The sequence below is a fragment of the Lamprocystis purpurea DSM 4197 genome (genome assembly GCF_000379525.1).
In the GTDB taxonomy this organism is placed as follows: Bacteria; Pseudomonadota; Gammaproteobacteria; order Chromatiales; family Chromatiaceae; genus Thiodictyon; species Thiodictyon purpureum.
This window is the reverse complement of record NZ_KB902553.1, coordinates 124,603-139,173: the sequence shown is the minus strand read 5'-3', so window position 1 is coordinate 139,173 and position 14,571 is coordinate 124,603. Positions and strand designations below refer to the sequence as shown.

Genomic DNA, 14,571 nt, shown 5'->3' with positions numbered 1-14,571 from the left:
CTGGTCTTCACCCTGCCCGACACCCTCAACGGCTGGGTCGAGGTCCACCCCGAGGTGATCTACGACCTGCTGTTCGAGACCGTGTGGGCGACCTTATCCACCTTCGGCGCGGACCCCAAGCGGCTGAACGGGCAGTTGGGAATGACCGCCATGCTGCACACCTGGGGCCAGACCCTGACGCGCCATGTCCACCTGCACTGCCTGGTGCCGGGCGGAGCCTTCGGGGCTGACGGCACCTGGCATCCGGCCAAGAGCACCTACCTGTTCCCGGTGCGGGCGCTGTCGCGCCACTTCCGTGGGGGATTGGTGAGCCGACTGCGCCGGGCGGGCAAGGAGGGGCGACTGGCGCGGATCACACCGCACGAGGTCGACCGGGTCCTCAACGCCCTCATGCAACCCGAGTGGGTGGTCTATTCCAAACCCTGTCTGGCCCGCACCGAGACGGTGATCGATTATCTTGGCCGCTACAGCCATCGCATCGCCCTGTCCGACCGTCGGCTACTGGGCTTCGATGAAGACGACGCCACGGTGGACGTGCGCTACAAGGACTACCGTGACGACAATCGCAACAAGGTGATGACCTTGAGCGGGGAGGAACTCATCCGCCGCTTCCTGCTGCATGTCCTCCCAAAAGGGTTCATGCGCGTACGGCATTTCGGCTTCCTGGCCAACCGCTGCCGGGTGCGCTGTCTGGCGCTGATCCGCACGGCACTCGCCGCCCCGGCACCGGAACCTGCCGCAGCACCGGCGGTCAGCGCACCCTTTGACGGCTATCCGTGTCCCACCTGCCGTACCGGACGGCTGCATGTGACCCTGCGCCTGGCCCCACAGCGGCGTGGGTCGGGGGTGATGAACGTGCCTGCCCCAGCCTAAGCACTACGGCGCATCCGTCACGCTGGACAGGCCGCGCGCGGCCTGCGCTCGCGCTCGCCCCCACGCTGGAAAATGGTCTACAATCGTCCCAACATCGCCCTCGCGTCAGCCCCGCGGCCCCCCTCGGATGCCCGCTTTGCGCCGCTCCGACCGTTGCCCACATGCTGAAAGACCGCCCGGCACCGGCCGGCGACCCTGGGCTCGGGGATACAATTCCCTATATATAAAGAACGCCGCACCCGTAGCGGGCACCGTGCCAGGATCGGATTAGTCCAACAAACGTTTATCCGTCGTGCGCGCCAGGCGCCGTGCCACGACCGGAGATCAGTGCGGCGCGCACGGCGGATAAACGCTTAGTCGTTTGTCGTCTTAGTTAATCTTCACGTACTCGTTCAGACCCCCCACATCAAAACAGCGATCTGCGAGACATTGGCGAGCGATCGTGGCAACATAGTGCACCAAGACCCTAGGTTTCTGAGGCCGCCTGCGAACGCGCGAGACGTGACGTGAAGCTCAGCCAGCACGATCTGCGACAACTCGACGACGGGTACCTGCAGCGCCTGCCGGAGGCGGCGTTGCGGGCGCTGTCGTTGACGTTGTTGGCGGATCTCAAGGAAGCCCAAGAGCGTCTGCAACAGAATCCAAACAACAGTTCCCGACCGCCGAGCAGTCGTGCGCCCTGGGATCGCCCGGGGGTGGACGCGACCGCGGCATCGGACACCGACGCGGACGAGGACGACGCGGTCGCGCCGTCGCGCGACGCCACCGCGCGGGACGACGACCGTGCGGCGGACGCTGCCGCTGAGCCACCGGGCGCCCCGCCGTCGGGCGACCCCACACCACCGCCCGCGCGTCCGAAGCGCAAGCCGGGCAAGCAGCCGGGGACGCCGGGTGTGGGGCGCACGCAGGTCTTCACCGCGCATGCCACTGAGGAGCATCGTCCCACGGCCTGTCACGGCTGTCAGGCGTCGCTCGCGGCGGCCGCGGCCGTCTGCTACACCGGGTTTCAATCGCTCGATCTGGTCTGGGGTGACCCCAAGGAGCCGGGCGTGCGGCTGCGCGTGGTCGATCACCGCTTCTTTGAGGCGGGCTGCGACGCCTGCGGGCACCACACCCGCGAGCAGCCCATGCAGGTCGCGGACGACCCCACGCTGGAGGGCGTCCAACTGCGCGAATGGCGGCTGGTCGGCCCGGGGCTGGCGACCTTGATCGTCGCGTTGAGCCTGCGCTTTCGCCTCTCGCGGGCGCGCATCCACGAATTCCTTGACGACTGGTTGGGGGTGCACCTGAGCATCGGGACCATCCACCAGACGCTGCACGAGGCCGCCGCGGTGGTGGCACCGGTCGAAGCGACCCTGCTGGCCGACATCCACGCGAGCGGCTTGCTCCATGCCGATGAGACCTCCTGGCCGCAACAGGAGCAAGGTCGGTGGCTGTGGGTGTTCCTCACGGCCACCACCACCCTCTACGTCATCGCCGGACGCGGCAAGGCCACGGTCACGCAGGTGCTGGACGGCTTCACCGGGTGGCTGATGAGCGATGGCTGGTTCTCCTACCGCGGGTATCCGCGCCGCCTGCGCTGCTGGGCGCACCTGCTGCGCAAAGCACAAGGACTGGTGGACTGTTACGACGCGGGGGCCGGGCCTTTGGTCACTTGGTCCGCACCACGCTGGAAACCTTGATGGCGGCGATCTACGCGGCCCGCGAGGACCCGCCACCCGACGGCGCGGCGGTGGACCTGCCCCGCGCCTATGCCCAGGAGCTTCAGACCTTGCGCCGGGCGGTCGAGGCGCATCTCGGGCATCGCCATGACAAGACCAAGGCCTTCGCCGTTGAGTTCTTCAGCGACTGGGACGCCATCTTTCGCGTGCTTGAGCACCCGGAACTGCCGTTGACCAACAACGCGGCCGAGCGTGCGCTGCGCCATTGGGTCATCGCCCGACGCCTTAGCCACGGCACCCGCACCGCCGTGGGCTCCCGCGCCTTTACCCTGTTGGCCAGCGTCATCGACACCTGTCGGCAACGCCAGCACTCGCCTTGGACCTACCTGGTCAAAGCGATCACTGACCGGCGCCAGGGCTTGCCGCTGGCCCCCCTGCCGCAGGTGGGGGTCTGAACGATTACATCTTCACGAAAAGCAGCTTCCAGATTTTTATGTTTATACATGTGAAGATCTGGCTATACGTGTCTCAGCAATTTATGAAAATTACATCTCCACACCTAAGAGAGACGGGACCCCTAGAAAAGCAGTGGGCTTTAGGTGGTTTGACGAGATTTCGTTCGCGCCAGATGATCATGCAAGGAAGAACGACTGGTCAGTAATCCGCAAGGTATTGAATTTAATATAATGGAAAAGCTAGCCCCCCGCGATTCTGCGAACACCCACTTTAGCCTGCAAACCAGGATAACAGTCTGATGGGAAAAGCAGAGAAATTGCTCAAGTCTGTACTGGCCGGCACATCTGATGCAAATGTATATTTCCAGGATTTATGCAATCTTCTGAAGCGGCTTGGATTCGCTGAGCGCGTCCGCGGAGATCATTTCATATTCACAAGGCCAGACATCGAAGAAATCTTGAATCTGCAACCGATTGGTTCTAAGGCAAAGCCCTATCAAGTCAAGCAGGTTCGCGGCGTCATCCTCAAATACAAGCTTGGTGAGTCCGATGTCAGCTAAATACGAAATTATCATCTACTGGAGCGCAGAGGATAGCGCATATATTGCCGAAGTTCCTGAGTTGCCGGGGTGCATGGCGGACGGCAATAGCTATAAGAAGGCTTTAGAAAACGCCGAAATTGTTATACAGGAGTGGATAGAGACGGCTTGCGAACTCGGGCGGACTATACCGGAACCGCGGGGAAGACTAATGTATGCCTAACCTTTGGCTGAAAAGCGAGCGCGCGCCACGGGCGTCGTGCTAATTCGCAGGCTCCGTGCAGGCGCGCGCCGCTTTAGCCTTCACGTTATCGCGCCGAGCAAAGCTCGGCGTCTCTTGCGGGGTGCAAGTCCCCGTCGGGTAAGGGTTAGCTGCCCGCCCGTATCGAGTGTTGGTCCTGCTGCGGAGTGGCGTAAGCCGCGAACAATATTGCAGGGCAAGCGTACACAGAGCATTCTGTAGACCGTAGGGGAAATCGCGTTCCCTGAAGTGCTGGTACAGCTTCGAAATAGGCTTGTTGCGGATGCCGACAGTTTTAACGTCCTGGAAGGCAATACGAAGCACCCGCAGTGGCTGGGGTGTGGAGGTCCGCCGGAGTCCTCAGGCCATTGTATGCAGAAAGAGAGACGTCGGAGAACTCGGGAAGCCCCGTTGGTTCCTGGATTAAGCGAGATGATGAAACCGTCGGTGTTGGGACACGACAGGGTGATGAACCCGGAAACGGCGTGGGCACGGGTGGAGTCGTCGAGCATGGAGCGACCAGGCAGGTCGGTAACGGCCGTATGCCAGCGAGGTGTCTTATCGGGCATAGTAGTCGGAGGTTGGGAAAGCCAGCCACAGGGCGAAGGACCCGACGGAAGTACGCAGCTCACACAGGAAACTCGTGCCGGACATGCAGGATCGGGTAAACACGAGCCAACCTCACTGTAGGGCAGTAATGATCCCCCGGCAAAGCCGGGGGCTTTCGATCGCTGGCCCTTCAAAGGGGCCTAATCGCGATCGGTTAAGACTGGCTGCAAGAACGAGGTCACAACCAAGCGTCTGGCGCTGCTGATCGAAAAACGGGCTGTCGCTCTTGATCAGCACCGTCCGATCTCAACCTAGCGTCGCGCCATGTCCATCGCATGCCGGAAAAGTCAAACTTTTAGGGTCCCCCGGCAAAGCCGGGGGTTTTCTCATGATAATAACAACTGGGCCTTGTAACGGGTAACTGTGAAGGTCCGCGCGAATGTGAGTACAACCGAAGAACCGGATGCGGGAAAACTGCACGTCCGGGATTGCGCCGGGGGCGCCGGGCAACCGGCGTCCCTACGGCAGAGGCATCCAAATAAAGTGAGTCTGACTCCATCGATGCGATGTAACTTGTATGTTTTTTCGACTGTATTTTTGGGTTGGTGCAGTCGAGAACTTTTCATTACCGACCTTTCAAAGGAGATACAATCATGACGAAGTGCGATACTCATGTGGAAGTCCTAGATAAAAAATTACAGAGCTTAGCAATGCGTTAGCTCATCTAGGTAAAGGTACTGATCTAAAAAAACTGATTAGATTTCCAAGATGTACTACTCTGTCGCTAGCCACTAACAATATTGAGGTAATACTATGAGACTTCCCCCACCGTTTGCCGGTGCAAATCTATGGGTAGTAGACGGTAACCACCCTAAATGGGATTCTTTGACTTGGGTGGATCAGCTCATGGGGGTGTACACAAAAAAAATATTTAATATCGATGATCTGATCAATGCATGCGCTAATGATGTAATTACAAATGGGAGAACATTAGACTTTCTCACTATTTTCGGACATGGAATGGCTGGATATCAGTCAATTGGTGCAGGTAAGAAGTGTGAGTGGAGTGGAACGAAGTCGCTTAGGTGGATCCCCATCACCAAGCCGGGAGAAAGCCAACTAACAGGGCCAGCAGAAAAGAAATTGATGAAATTAAACGGGTTACTTTCTCAAAATGCTACAGTTTTTCTTGCAGGATGCAATGTGGGTGAAGGTGACAACGGTACAGGTTTGCTTCGGGGCGTTTCGACAATCTTAAACAACCGCCCTATTCAAGCCTTTGAATGGCAGGTCTTTTGGTGGACAGGTCTTCTGGCAGGACCATTGAAGGAAGTAAGGGGAACCACAGTCAATTCATCTCTGAGTACATATAGCCTCTAATTGGTTCGATATGCACAAATCCATGGGGTCAGCCGGGTAGGTCGGGCAACGGCTTTATCGTTGCCCGACATTCTCAATTAACATACTTGCCCAACAACTCGATCCAGCGCACCTGCGCCACGAAGCGACTCGGTGTTTTCGGGTTTTGTGGGGTGGCGCGGGGCGCTGATCGTGGGCGTTAGCCATCAAAAAAATATGACACCAATAGATCAAGATTACTCAGGGTTTGTAACGCATCCACGATTCGGGCAGTTGCCACGAATTACTGGCCTCAATCCAGAAACCGAATACGGGGGAGATACTTTTCTGCATTGGCACTCGCCTAAAGAATGTCGCATCCCAGATACTGCAATCCTAGCTAACTTAACAAAACAAATCCCAGCTACCGTTCCAGTAACCCATTATTTCGATGTAAAAAGGCAGTGTCGCGACTGCGGTAAGTCATTCATATTTTTTGCAGAGGAACAAAGATATTGGTATGAGGACCTTGGTTTTGGTCTAGATTCCAACTGTATTCGATGTGTTCCATGCCGAAAAAAACAGCAAGGCATTGCACAATCCAGAAAGAAATATGAAGATCTATTCCACATTCCAGACCGAACCATTGACCAAGATATAGAAATAGCCGAATGTTGCCTAGATTTGGTTGAAGCATCAGTATTTCATAGACAGCAACTCGAACGGGTTCGGATGTTCTTAAAAAGACACTTATCTGAAATAAAAAATAACGCAAAGGAAAAGCTCCATGTTTTGTGGAAACGTTTGTTGTCACTTGAAGAAAAGAAACATGGCTAACAATTCATTCCAGCGGACGAGCCACACGGCGGCCCGCCGCTGAATTCTAACGTTGGACTAAATAGTAATAGAAACAAGCGCCGACCTGAGTCATTGCGCACCCTACGGCGGCTGATCTCAGCCGTCGTCCGCGTCGGCAGCTATACTGTCAGCATGAACAGCCACGCTGCCAACCCCGGCGCCGAGGCGGTGACGGCGGACCCGACCCACCCCCCGTTTCAAGTCGGCGACCTGTTCCGGGACTATGGTCCGGCCTATCGTGCCGAGCACACCCTGACGCGCGAGCAGAGCACGGCCCTGACCGCGCTGGCCAATTGCCGGACCAAGGAATTGGGTGGGCACATCGATCAATGCGACCAGTGCGGCTATCAGGAAATCAGCTACAACTCCTACCGCAACAACGTTAGGATGATGTTACACATAGGCTTGGTAAGATCAGAATGGCACCGCGATTGAGTCCGGACACTGAAGCGGTTGCAAATGCTTTGTTCGGTCCGCAAGAAAGCGACGAAGCGATCCGACTTTTGATCAATGAGTGCGGAAATAATATTCCTAACTCGCAAGATGCCGATGAATTCCAACTCGAAGACCTCCGACTTCAAGTGCTTTGCTTTTCTAAAGGTGACCTTAAGAGCTTGCGTACTACGATTGATGTCGCCAAGCAGGATTTTCGGGAACTTTCAGGAGTAGGTAACCTCAAGGCGTTCAAACGCGAGGTGCTCGGTGACTGGCGGTCTGCACGAAGAATTCGCCGTCTCGACCGCCTTTTTGGAATACTTATTGCTCTCTCAGGAGTTGTCGCGATGGCTATCGGTATGACCAGAGTATCGTTTTTTTGGCTCGCGCTGCCATCCCTGCTGGTTGCCGTTACAACCGAAGCACTTTATCGAAATTCAACTGATAGGCCAGCTAAACTTAAAGGGAATGAATCCGGACACTTCTTGGCGTCCCGTATTTGACCGGGGATTCTGATATCAGGCGCCAGCTATTTTATCGGGCATTTCTTCGGCAATGTTGCTCATCTTTAACACGAATGCCCGCACGAACACCCGAGACAGACCACGGTACTCTGGGAATACTAAAGAAAGAAATGCCTAACCCGCACCTAAAAAGCGACCCCAAACCGCGCGTTCGACTCCGCGGTAACTTGCAACGGCCTCGCAGCGCGCGGTTTGAGTCGCTTTAGGTTGCACGTTAGGCTCGTATAACCCATGCAACCACGCGGTAAATAGATTTGTTTGAAGCGGTCCTTATACAGCTTAAGAATTGCGTTCGACTTAATCGATATGTTATCACAATTCACGCTGAAGAAGAAATGGATTAGGATCAATTGTCGATGTTCGATGTTGAATGTGCCATATTGGCTGGAGAAATTATTGAGAGGCAAAGAGATAACGAAAAGGCAGAATGGAAATATTTGATCCGCGGTCCATCCCTTGATGAGCATCAAATAATTGTCGTTGTAAAGATGAGTCCAAACGAAAAAATGGTCATCATTATCATGGTATTTAAAGATGAGTAACAGGCCAAAAGTTATCTGCGACATATGCGGTCAAGAGGGCTCTGAAATTCGGAGGGTTGCCAGAAGTTACGGAAATGGCGATCATCTTTTGGTAATTGAGAATGTTCCCGTGGTAAGCTGCCCGCATTGTGGTGAAAGCTACATGACAGCAGACACCATGCACCGATTACGGTGACAGTTTACTAAAGGCACTGAATGCGGATGGGCCTTGAACGCAACCAGCTTGCTGCCGATCTAAGGTTGGCTCCAATAGGTACGTGAAGTAACGTCACATTATTTGCATTTAGTAAACTATCACCGTAATTGCCGTGGGAGCGGCGTCCCGCCGCGATGCGGTGCTGCGGTGACCTCGACGCTGCGGCTGCGCGCCCGGCCTCATCGCGGCGGGACGCCGCTCCCACAGGGTCGCTGCGCGACTTTCACGGTAAGCTAAGGCGGTTCCGGCAATCGCCTGAATCACCGGTTCCCCCACCCCATCCGCGAGTCCGGCCATGCACCTGATTCTGCCCTCCCTGCTTGCACTGTTCATCCTGCTCCCCGCTCCGGCCGGCGCGGCCGAGCCGGCGGTCCCGCCGGCCCTCTATGACTGGATTCCCTGGGTGCTGCATCCACAGGATCAGCGTGACTGCCCGTTGGGCACCGCGCCGGACGGCACGCGCATCTGCGCCTGGCCGGGCCGGCTGGCGCTCGATCTGGGCGCGCAGGGCGGGACCTTTACGCAGCATTGGCAGGTCGCCGCGCCGACCTGGGTGCCGCTGCCGGGCGACACGCAGACCTGGCCACAGGAGGTGCGTGACGGCGATCAAGCGGTGCCGGTGCTGGTGCGCGATGGGGCACCCACGACCTGGCTGGCGGCGGGGGCTCATGACCTGAGCGGCCGGTTCGTCTGGACCAGTCCGCCGGACGGGCTGACGCTGCCGGCGATGGTCGGACTGCTGACCCTGGCCCGCGACGGACAACCGGTGGCCTTCCCCCGCGTGGATCGCGACGGTCGGCTCTGGCTGGCCGATCCGACCCCGACCGCGGGCGAAGAGGGTGACCAGCTGGGGCTCACAGTGTATCGACGGATCGACGATGACCTGCCGTTACGGGTGACCACCCGCCTGGAACTGGATGTCGCGGGCGGCGCCCGCCAGGTCGGCATCGGCCCGGTGCTGCTGCCGGGGGCGATCCCGCTGCGCGTGCAGAGCCCCCTGCCCGCCCGGGTCGATGGCGAAACGCTGCGGGTCCAGGTGCGGCCGGGGCACTGGGTGCTGGAGTTCGAGTCTCAGATCCCGGGATCCATTCAGTCTCTGGCCCGCCCCGCCGCCGGACCGGACACCGGGATCCCCTGGCCGGAGTTCGAGATCTGGTCCTTCGCCGCCCGGCCCGACCTGCGACAGGTGACGGCGGGCGGGCCGCCGGCGGTGGACCCGCGCCAGTCCGGCGTCCCGGCGGATTGGCTGGATTTGCCGGCCTATCGTCTGGCCGCCGGGCAGACACTGACGCTGGAGGAGCGGCGCCGCGGCAATCCGGACCCCGGCCCGGATCGGCTGCGCCTGGAGCGTGATCTGTGGCTGGACCTGAACGGCGACGGCTACAGCCTGAGCGACCGCATCGCGGGCACCCTCACCCGCAGTTGGCGGCTGACCGCGACGGCTCCCCTGACCCTGGGGCAGGTCCAGGTGGACGGCACACCGCGGCTGATCACGCGCCTCACCGAGCAGGAGGCTCCCGGCGTGGAGGTCCGCCGCGACCGGCTGGACCTGGTCGCCGACAGCCGGATCGAGGCCGGGGAGCAGACGACCCCGCGGTCGCTGCCGGCGTCCGGCTGGGGGCTCGACTTCAACAGTATCCACACCCGGCTGTTTCTGCCGCCCGGCTGGGACCTGCTGGCGACCTCCGGAACCGACAACCTGCCGAACAGTTGGATCGGCCGCTGGACCCTGCTCGATCTGTTTCTGGTGCTGATCCTGAGTCTGGGCGTAGGTCGGCTGTGGGGCGCCGCCTGGGGTGTGCTGGCCCTGACCGCACTGGCCCTCACCTGGCAGGTCGCGGACGCCCCGCGACTGGTCTGGATTGCGGTGCTGATCGGCGCCGCCTTGCTGCACTTGCTGCCGGGGGGCCCGCCGGGCACGGCGACCGCGCGGCTGCGTGGACCGGTCAACTGGTATTTCCGCCTGAGTCTCCTGGCGCTGGTGCTGATCGGATTGCCCTTCATCGCCGGTCAGGTCCGCACCGGACTCTACCCCCATCTGGAGCGTCCCGCGGTCGGTCTGGGGGCGGGTCAGGATGCCGACTCCAGCCCCTCCGGCGGCCTCGTCGGGGCGTTCGAACAGCGGATCGAGCTCCCGTTCCAGGCGGAATCCGCACTGGACGCCGCACCCGCACCCGCGCCCGCCGCGGATGAGTCAGTCATGCGCAACGACGCGGACGACGGGATCATGAGCCGGATGAAGTCCGTCACCACCGCCGCCAAGCGGGCTCCCGCCGCCCCGCCGCCCGATCGGCCGGACCCGGATGCCCTGGTGCAGAGCGGAATGGGGATTCCGGACTGGCAGTGGAACCGGTTCGATCTGGTCTGGAACGGGCCGGTGGAGCCGGCCGAGACCGTCGACCTGTGGGTGTTGCGGCCCGGCTGGCACCTGGTGTGGTCGCTGCTCGGCGCCTTGCTCACGGTGCTCCTGGGGCTGCGCATGGCCGGTCTGATCGGCCGCCTCCCGGCCGCCGGGACGCCGGACGACCCGACATCACCGCCCCCGCGCCCATTCAGCCGCGCGGGGGCCGAAACCAATCAGGCCGGACCCGCCGCGCTACTCCTGGCCGCCGTGCTGGGCGCCGCCGCGCTGACCGGCCCCGGTGCCGCGCCGGCCGGCGCCGCTGAGCTGCCCGACGAGGCGCTGCTGACGGAACTGCGCGCCCGCCTGCTCGCCCCCCCGGACTGCCTGCCGCACTGTGTCGACCTGGCCGATCTGTCGCTGGCGGCGGACCCGGAGCAGTTGCACCTGACCCTGATCCTGGACGCCGCCGTGCCGACGGCGGCCCCGGTGCCGGGCGGACCCGGCGGCTGGCTGCCGCAATCTGTGGAACTGGACGGCGCCCCGCTGGACGGGCTGCGCCGCGGGGCGGACGACCAACTCCTGGTCGCGGTGCCGGCGGGGCGCCATCGTCTGGACCTCAGCGGCCCCCTGCCGGACACCGCCCAATTCGAGATCCCCCTGCCGCTGCCGCCCCGCCAACTGCACTCGACCCTGACCGGCTGGACCCTGGAGGGTCTGGATCCGACCGGCCGGCCCGGCGCCTTGCTGCGCCTGGTCCGCGTCGCGCCGACCGGCGATCCGGATCAGCGCCCGCTGGATCAGGGCGCACTCCCTCCCTTGCTGCGGGTGGAGCGCACCCTGCGGATCGCACTCGACTGGCGGGTGGAAACGCTGGTCCAGCGCCTGTCACCCGCGGGCTCACCGGTCTCGCTGCCGGTGGCGCTGCTGCCGGGCGAGTCGGTCCAGACCGCGGGCGTCCCGGTTCAGGACGGCCAAATCCTGGTGAATCTGGCCTCCGGCGAGACGACGGCCGGCTGGACCTCGACCCTCGAACCGGGCGCCGCCGCCCTGCGACTCCAGGCCGGCGTCGACCCGCGACTCAGCGAATCCTGGACCCTGGACCTCAGCCCCCGCTGGCACCTGCAATGGAGCGGTCCGGCCCCGATCAATCAGGTCAGCCCGGCCGAGCGTTGGCTGCCCACCTGGCGGCCACTGCCGGGCGAAGTTCTGACACTGACCCTGAGCCGCCCCGAGGCCGTGCCGGGCCGAACCCTGACGCTGGACCGGGTGAATCTGCTGGTGACCCTGGGACGCCGCGCCAGCGAGCATGAACTGGTGCTGCGGCTGCGCGGAACCCAGGGCGGGACCTTCCCCCTGACCTTGCCGGACGGAGCCGAGCCGACCCGCCTGACCAGCAACGGCCTGGACCTGCCGCTGCCGCGTGTCGGGGCGCCCCTGGAAATCCCCCTGTCACCGGGCCGGCAGTCGGTCGCGGTGCACTGGCGCGTGCCCGAGGGGACCGGCCCGCGGATCGCGCCGGTCCTGCCGGAGCTGGGTCAACCGGCGGTCAATCTGAATCTTGCGATGCGTGTGCCGCCGGAGCGCTGGGTGCTCTGGACCAGCGGCCCGCGGATCGGCCCGGTGGTGGTGTTCTGGGGCGTGCTGGTCGTGCTGACCGGGTTCGCATTCGCACTCGGGCGCACCCGGCTGACGCCGCTCAAGACGCATGACTGGCTGCTGCTCGGCATCGGCCTCAGCCTGGCGGAAATCTGGGTGCTGGTCCTGGTGGTCGGCTGGCTGTTCGCCCTTGGCCTGCGGCGCCGCGACGGCGGCACCGTGCGGCGCTGGCGCTATAACCTGACGCAGGCCGCCCTGGCCGTGCTGACGCTCGCCGCCCTGATCGGCCTGGTCGGCGCCGTCTCCCAGGGGCTGCTCGGTCGGCCGGCGATGCAGATCATGGGCAACGGCTCGACCGGCACGCTGCTGAACTGGTACCAGGACCGCACCAGCGGCGCCCTGCCAGAGATCTCGGTGGTGAGCGTCCCCATGTGGGTCTATCGCGGCCTCATGCTCGGCTGGGCGCTCTGGCTGGCCTTACGTCTGTTACGCTGGTTGCGCTGGGGTTGGGACAGTTGCTCCCGACCCGTGCTCTGGCGTGCGGCCGAGCCGAAGACCGGGCCGGGCGGGGCGATGGGGCAGGAACACCCGGAGCAGCGTTAAGTCGAGGGTTAGCTTTACAGCGAAAGTCGCGTCGCGAACCTGTGGGAGCGGCGTCCCGCCGCGACGGGGCCGGGCGCGTCCCCGCGGCATTAGCGGTCACCTCGGCACCGCATCGCGGCGGGACGCCGCTCCCACAAGGTTCCGGACTGACTTTGACGTTAAAGCCTCCAGAGCGCGGGAGTGGCACACTGGAGGCCGAGACTTTACCTTGAAAGTGCGTAGTCAGGCCATCCTGGCCTGGCGGCGTCGGGGCTGGAACAGTCAGGGCTGGAAGCCCTGACTACGCAACCCGGAATGGACTTGTTCAGCGTATGAGTGAACGGTTCCCAAGCCACCAGATTGAGCGTCGAAACCTTGAACGTCCTATGATCCAGAACGTCCAGACCAACCCGGTCCCCGGCCTGAAGCCGGATTATGCCGGCGGCGGCATCGTCAACCTGATGGCTTCCATCATCGGCGCACTCGGCGGGCGCAGCGCCTATCCGGGTGCGGCCCTGCTGCCCGCGCCGGATTTCGCCGGGGCCACCAACGTCATGCTGCTGGTGATCGACGGGCTCGGCGATGCCTGGCTGCGGCATCGTTCGCCGGACGGGCTGCTCAGCCGCCATCGGCGCGGTGCACTCACCTCGACCTTTCCCAGCACCACGGCCACCGCCATCCCCAGCTTTCTCACCGGCGATGGACCGCTCCAGCATGGCCTGACCGGCTGGTATACCTGGTTTGCGGAACTCGCCTGCGTGATGACGGTGCTGCCCGGAACGCCGCGCTACGGCGGGGTCCCCTACCGACGCGCCGGCCTCGATCCGCAGCGGCTGTTCTGGAGCCGCCCGCTGACCGAGCGCATCCGCACCCGCTCGCTGATCGTCACCCCCAAGCGTATTGCCGGATCGGATTTCAATCAGGCGCACAGCGGGCCGGCCCATGTCCTGGGTTACGCGGATCTGCCCGACCTGTTCCGCCAGACCGCGCGCGCCCTGCGGCGCGATCGGGGGCGCAAGTATCTCTATTGCTACTGGCCTGAACTGGACTCCATCGGCCATCACCAGGGCATGAACAGCCCGACCGCCGCCATTCACCTGCGGGAGATCGAGCAGGCCCTCACCGATTTCCTGGCGGCCGCCGCCGGCACCGATACGCTGATCCTGGTCACCGCCGATCACGGCCAGGTGGACACCGGTCCCACGGACTTGATCGACCTGGCGGACCACCCGGAGTTGGCCGAGTGCCTGATGCTGCCGCTATGCGGCGAACCCCGGGCCGCCTTCTGCTACCTGCGTGCCGGGCGCGAGTCGGCCTTTCTGGATTACTGCCGGGGGCCGCTCGGCACCTTGGTGGACGTCTGCCCGAGCGCCGAACTGGTGGCGGCCGGCTATTTCGGTCGGGGCCGCCCCCATCCGCGCTTTGCCGAGCGCATCGGCGACTATTGCCTGCTGCCGCGGGACCACCGCATCCTGCGCCAGTTGCTCCCCTGCGAGGAACCCCGTGCGCTCATCGGCCAGCATGGCGGCTTGAGTGCGACTGAACTGCTGGTGCCTTTGTGTGTGTTGCGGGTTTAGGAGCCGTTCACGCATAAACCACACAAGTCCATTCGGGGGCGCCTCGGTTATTGATCTCTCACGAAGGCACGGAAAAGAGAGGCGAGAAAGAAGATTCTCTCACCGAGAAAGAAGATTCGCTCACAAAGACACAAAGACACGAAGAAGAAAAGAAACAATGAAAGTCTTCTCTTCTTTGTGTCTTTGTGTCTTTGTGAGAGGCTTTCTTCTCTTTCTTCTCTTTCTTCTCTTTCTTCTCTTTCTTCTCTTTCTTCCGTGTCT

At 62.1% G+C, this 14,571-nt stretch carries 12 protein-coding genes and 1 pseudogene; all 13 read left to right on the top strand.

Annotated features, from left to right (window positions below; translation table 11 throughout):
- The coding region (locus A39O_RS35685; RefSeq protein ID WP_020503789.1) for an IS91 family transposase at window positions 1–873 on the top strand (873 nt) is incomplete at its 5' end.
- A gap of 506 nt (window positions 874–1,379) precedes the next feature.
- Window positions 1,380–2,555, top strand: a complete 1,176-nt coding sequence (locus tag A39O_RS35680) for an IS66 family transposase (protein WP_040529009.1) — start codon at window positions 1,380–1,382, stop codon at window positions 2,553–2,555.
- Window positions 2,555–2,989 carry an IS66 family transposase gene (locus A39O_RS43325; RefSeq protein WP_051088908.1) on the top strand — a complete coding sequence of 145 codons (435 nt, stop codon included), beginning with the start codon at window positions 2,555–2,557 and terminating at the stop codon, window positions 2,987–2,989. The genes A39O_RS35680 and A39O_RS43325 overlap by 1 nt, the downstream gene beginning before the upstream one ends.
- 299 nt (window positions 2,990–3,288) lie before the next feature.
- Window positions 3,289–3,549, top strand: a complete 261-nt coding sequence (locus tag A39O_RS39605; protein ID WP_083924963.1) for a type II toxin-antitoxin system HicA family toxin — start codon at window positions 3,289–3,291, stop codon at window positions 3,547–3,549.
- Complete coding sequence (locus A39O_RS39600) at window positions 3,539–3,751, top strand: type II toxin-antitoxin system HicB family antitoxin (protein ID WP_083924962.1); 213 nt, start codon at window positions 3,539–3,541, stop codon at window positions 3,749–3,751. The genes A39O_RS39605 and A39O_RS39600 overlap by 11 nt, the downstream gene beginning before the upstream one ends.
- 1,380 nt (window positions 3,752–5,131) lie before the next feature.
- Window positions 5,132–5,698 carry a hypothetical protein gene (locus A39O_RS41390; RefSeq protein WP_157640497.1) on the top strand — a complete coding sequence of 189 codons (567 nt, stop codon included), beginning with the start codon at window positions 5,132–5,134 and terminating at the stop codon, window positions 5,696–5,698.
- A 132-nt stretch (window positions 5,699–5,830) separates the two neighbouring features.
- Window positions 5,831–6,493, top strand: coding sequence for a zinc-ribbon domain containing protein (locus A39O_RS39590; RefSeq protein WP_157640495.1), 663 nt, complete (start codon window positions 5,831–5,833; stop codon window positions 6,491–6,493).
- Between the two features lie 153 nt (window positions 6,494–6,646).
- Window positions 6,647–6,892 (top strand): annotated as a pseudogene (locus tag A39O_RS0128860) (transposase zinc-binding domain-containing protein); the annotation flags it as partial.
- Window positions 6,893–6,933: 41 nt separating this feature from the next.
- On the top strand, window positions 6,934–7,452 hold the full coding sequence (locus A39O_RS41385) for a hypothetical protein (protein WP_157640491.1): 519 nt from the start codon (window positions 6,934–6,936) through the stop codon (window positions 7,450–7,452).
- A 377-nt stretch (window positions 7,453–7,829) separates the two neighbouring features.
- A complete protein-coding gene (locus A39O_RS41380) occupies window positions 7,830–8,015 on the top strand; it encodes a DUF4258 domain-containing protein (RefSeq protein ID WP_157640490.1) in 186 nt (61 codons plus the stop codon).
- Window positions 8,008–8,190, top strand: a complete 183-nt coding sequence (locus A39O_RS43745) for a type II toxin-antitoxin system MqsA family antitoxin (RefSeq protein ID WP_083924958.1) — start codon at window positions 8,008–8,010, stop codon at window positions 8,188–8,190. The genes A39O_RS41380 and A39O_RS43745 overlap by 8 nt, the downstream gene beginning before the upstream one ends.
- 316 nt (window positions 8,191–8,506) lie before the next feature.
- A complete protein-coding gene (locus A39O_RS0128850) occupies window positions 8,507–12,754 on the top strand; it encodes a hypothetical protein (RefSeq protein WP_020508129.1) in 4,248 nt (1,415 codons plus the stop codon).
- 365 nt (window positions 12,755–13,119) lie between these two features.
- The gene (locus A39O_RS0128845; RefSeq protein WP_020508128.1) at window positions 13,120–14,310 is read left to right on the top strand and encodes an alkaline phosphatase family protein; all 1,191 of its coding nucleotides are present in this window, start codon (window positions 13,120–13,122) and stop codon (window positions 14,308–14,310) included.
- Window positions 14,311–14,571: the final 261 nt, after the last annotated feature.

Bases quoted from the DNA above. Each gene is read 5' to 3' on its own strand.
- A39O_RS39605 (WP_083924963.1), top strand. From the start codon at position 3,289: ATGGGAAAAGCAGAGAAATTGCTCAAGTCTGTACTGGCCGGCACATCT.
- A39O_RS41380 (WP_157640490.1), top strand. From the start codon at position 7,830: ATGTTCGATGTTGAATGTGCCATATTGGCTGGAGAAATTATTGAGAGG.
- A39O_RS43325 (WP_051088908.1), top strand. From the start codon at position 2,555: ATGGCGGCGATCTACGCGGCCCGCGAGGACCCGCCACCCGACGGCGCG.
- A39O_RS43745 (WP_083924958.1), top strand. From the start codon at position 8,008: ATGAGTAACAGGCCAAAAGTTATCTGCGACATATGCGGTCAAGAGGGC.
- A39O_RS39600 (WP_083924962.1), top strand. From the start codon at position 3,539: ATGTCAGCTAAATACGAAATTATCATCTACTGGAGCGCAGAGGATAGC.
- A39O_RS0128845 (WP_020508128.1), top strand. From the start codon at position 13,120: ATGATCCAGAACGTCCAGACCAACCCGGTCCCCGGCCTGAAGCCGGAT.
- A39O_RS0128850 (WP_020508129.1), top strand. From the start codon at position 8,507: ATGCACCTGATTCTGCCCTCCCTGCTTGCACTGTTCATCCTGCTCCCC.
- A39O_RS41390 (WP_157640497.1), top strand. From the start codon at position 5,132: ATGAGACTTCCCCCACCGTTTGCCGGTGCAAATCTATGGGTAGTAGAC.
- A39O_RS41385 (WP_157640491.1), top strand. From the start codon at position 6,934: ATGGCACCGCGATTGAGTCCGGACACTGAAGCGGTTGCAAATGCTTTG.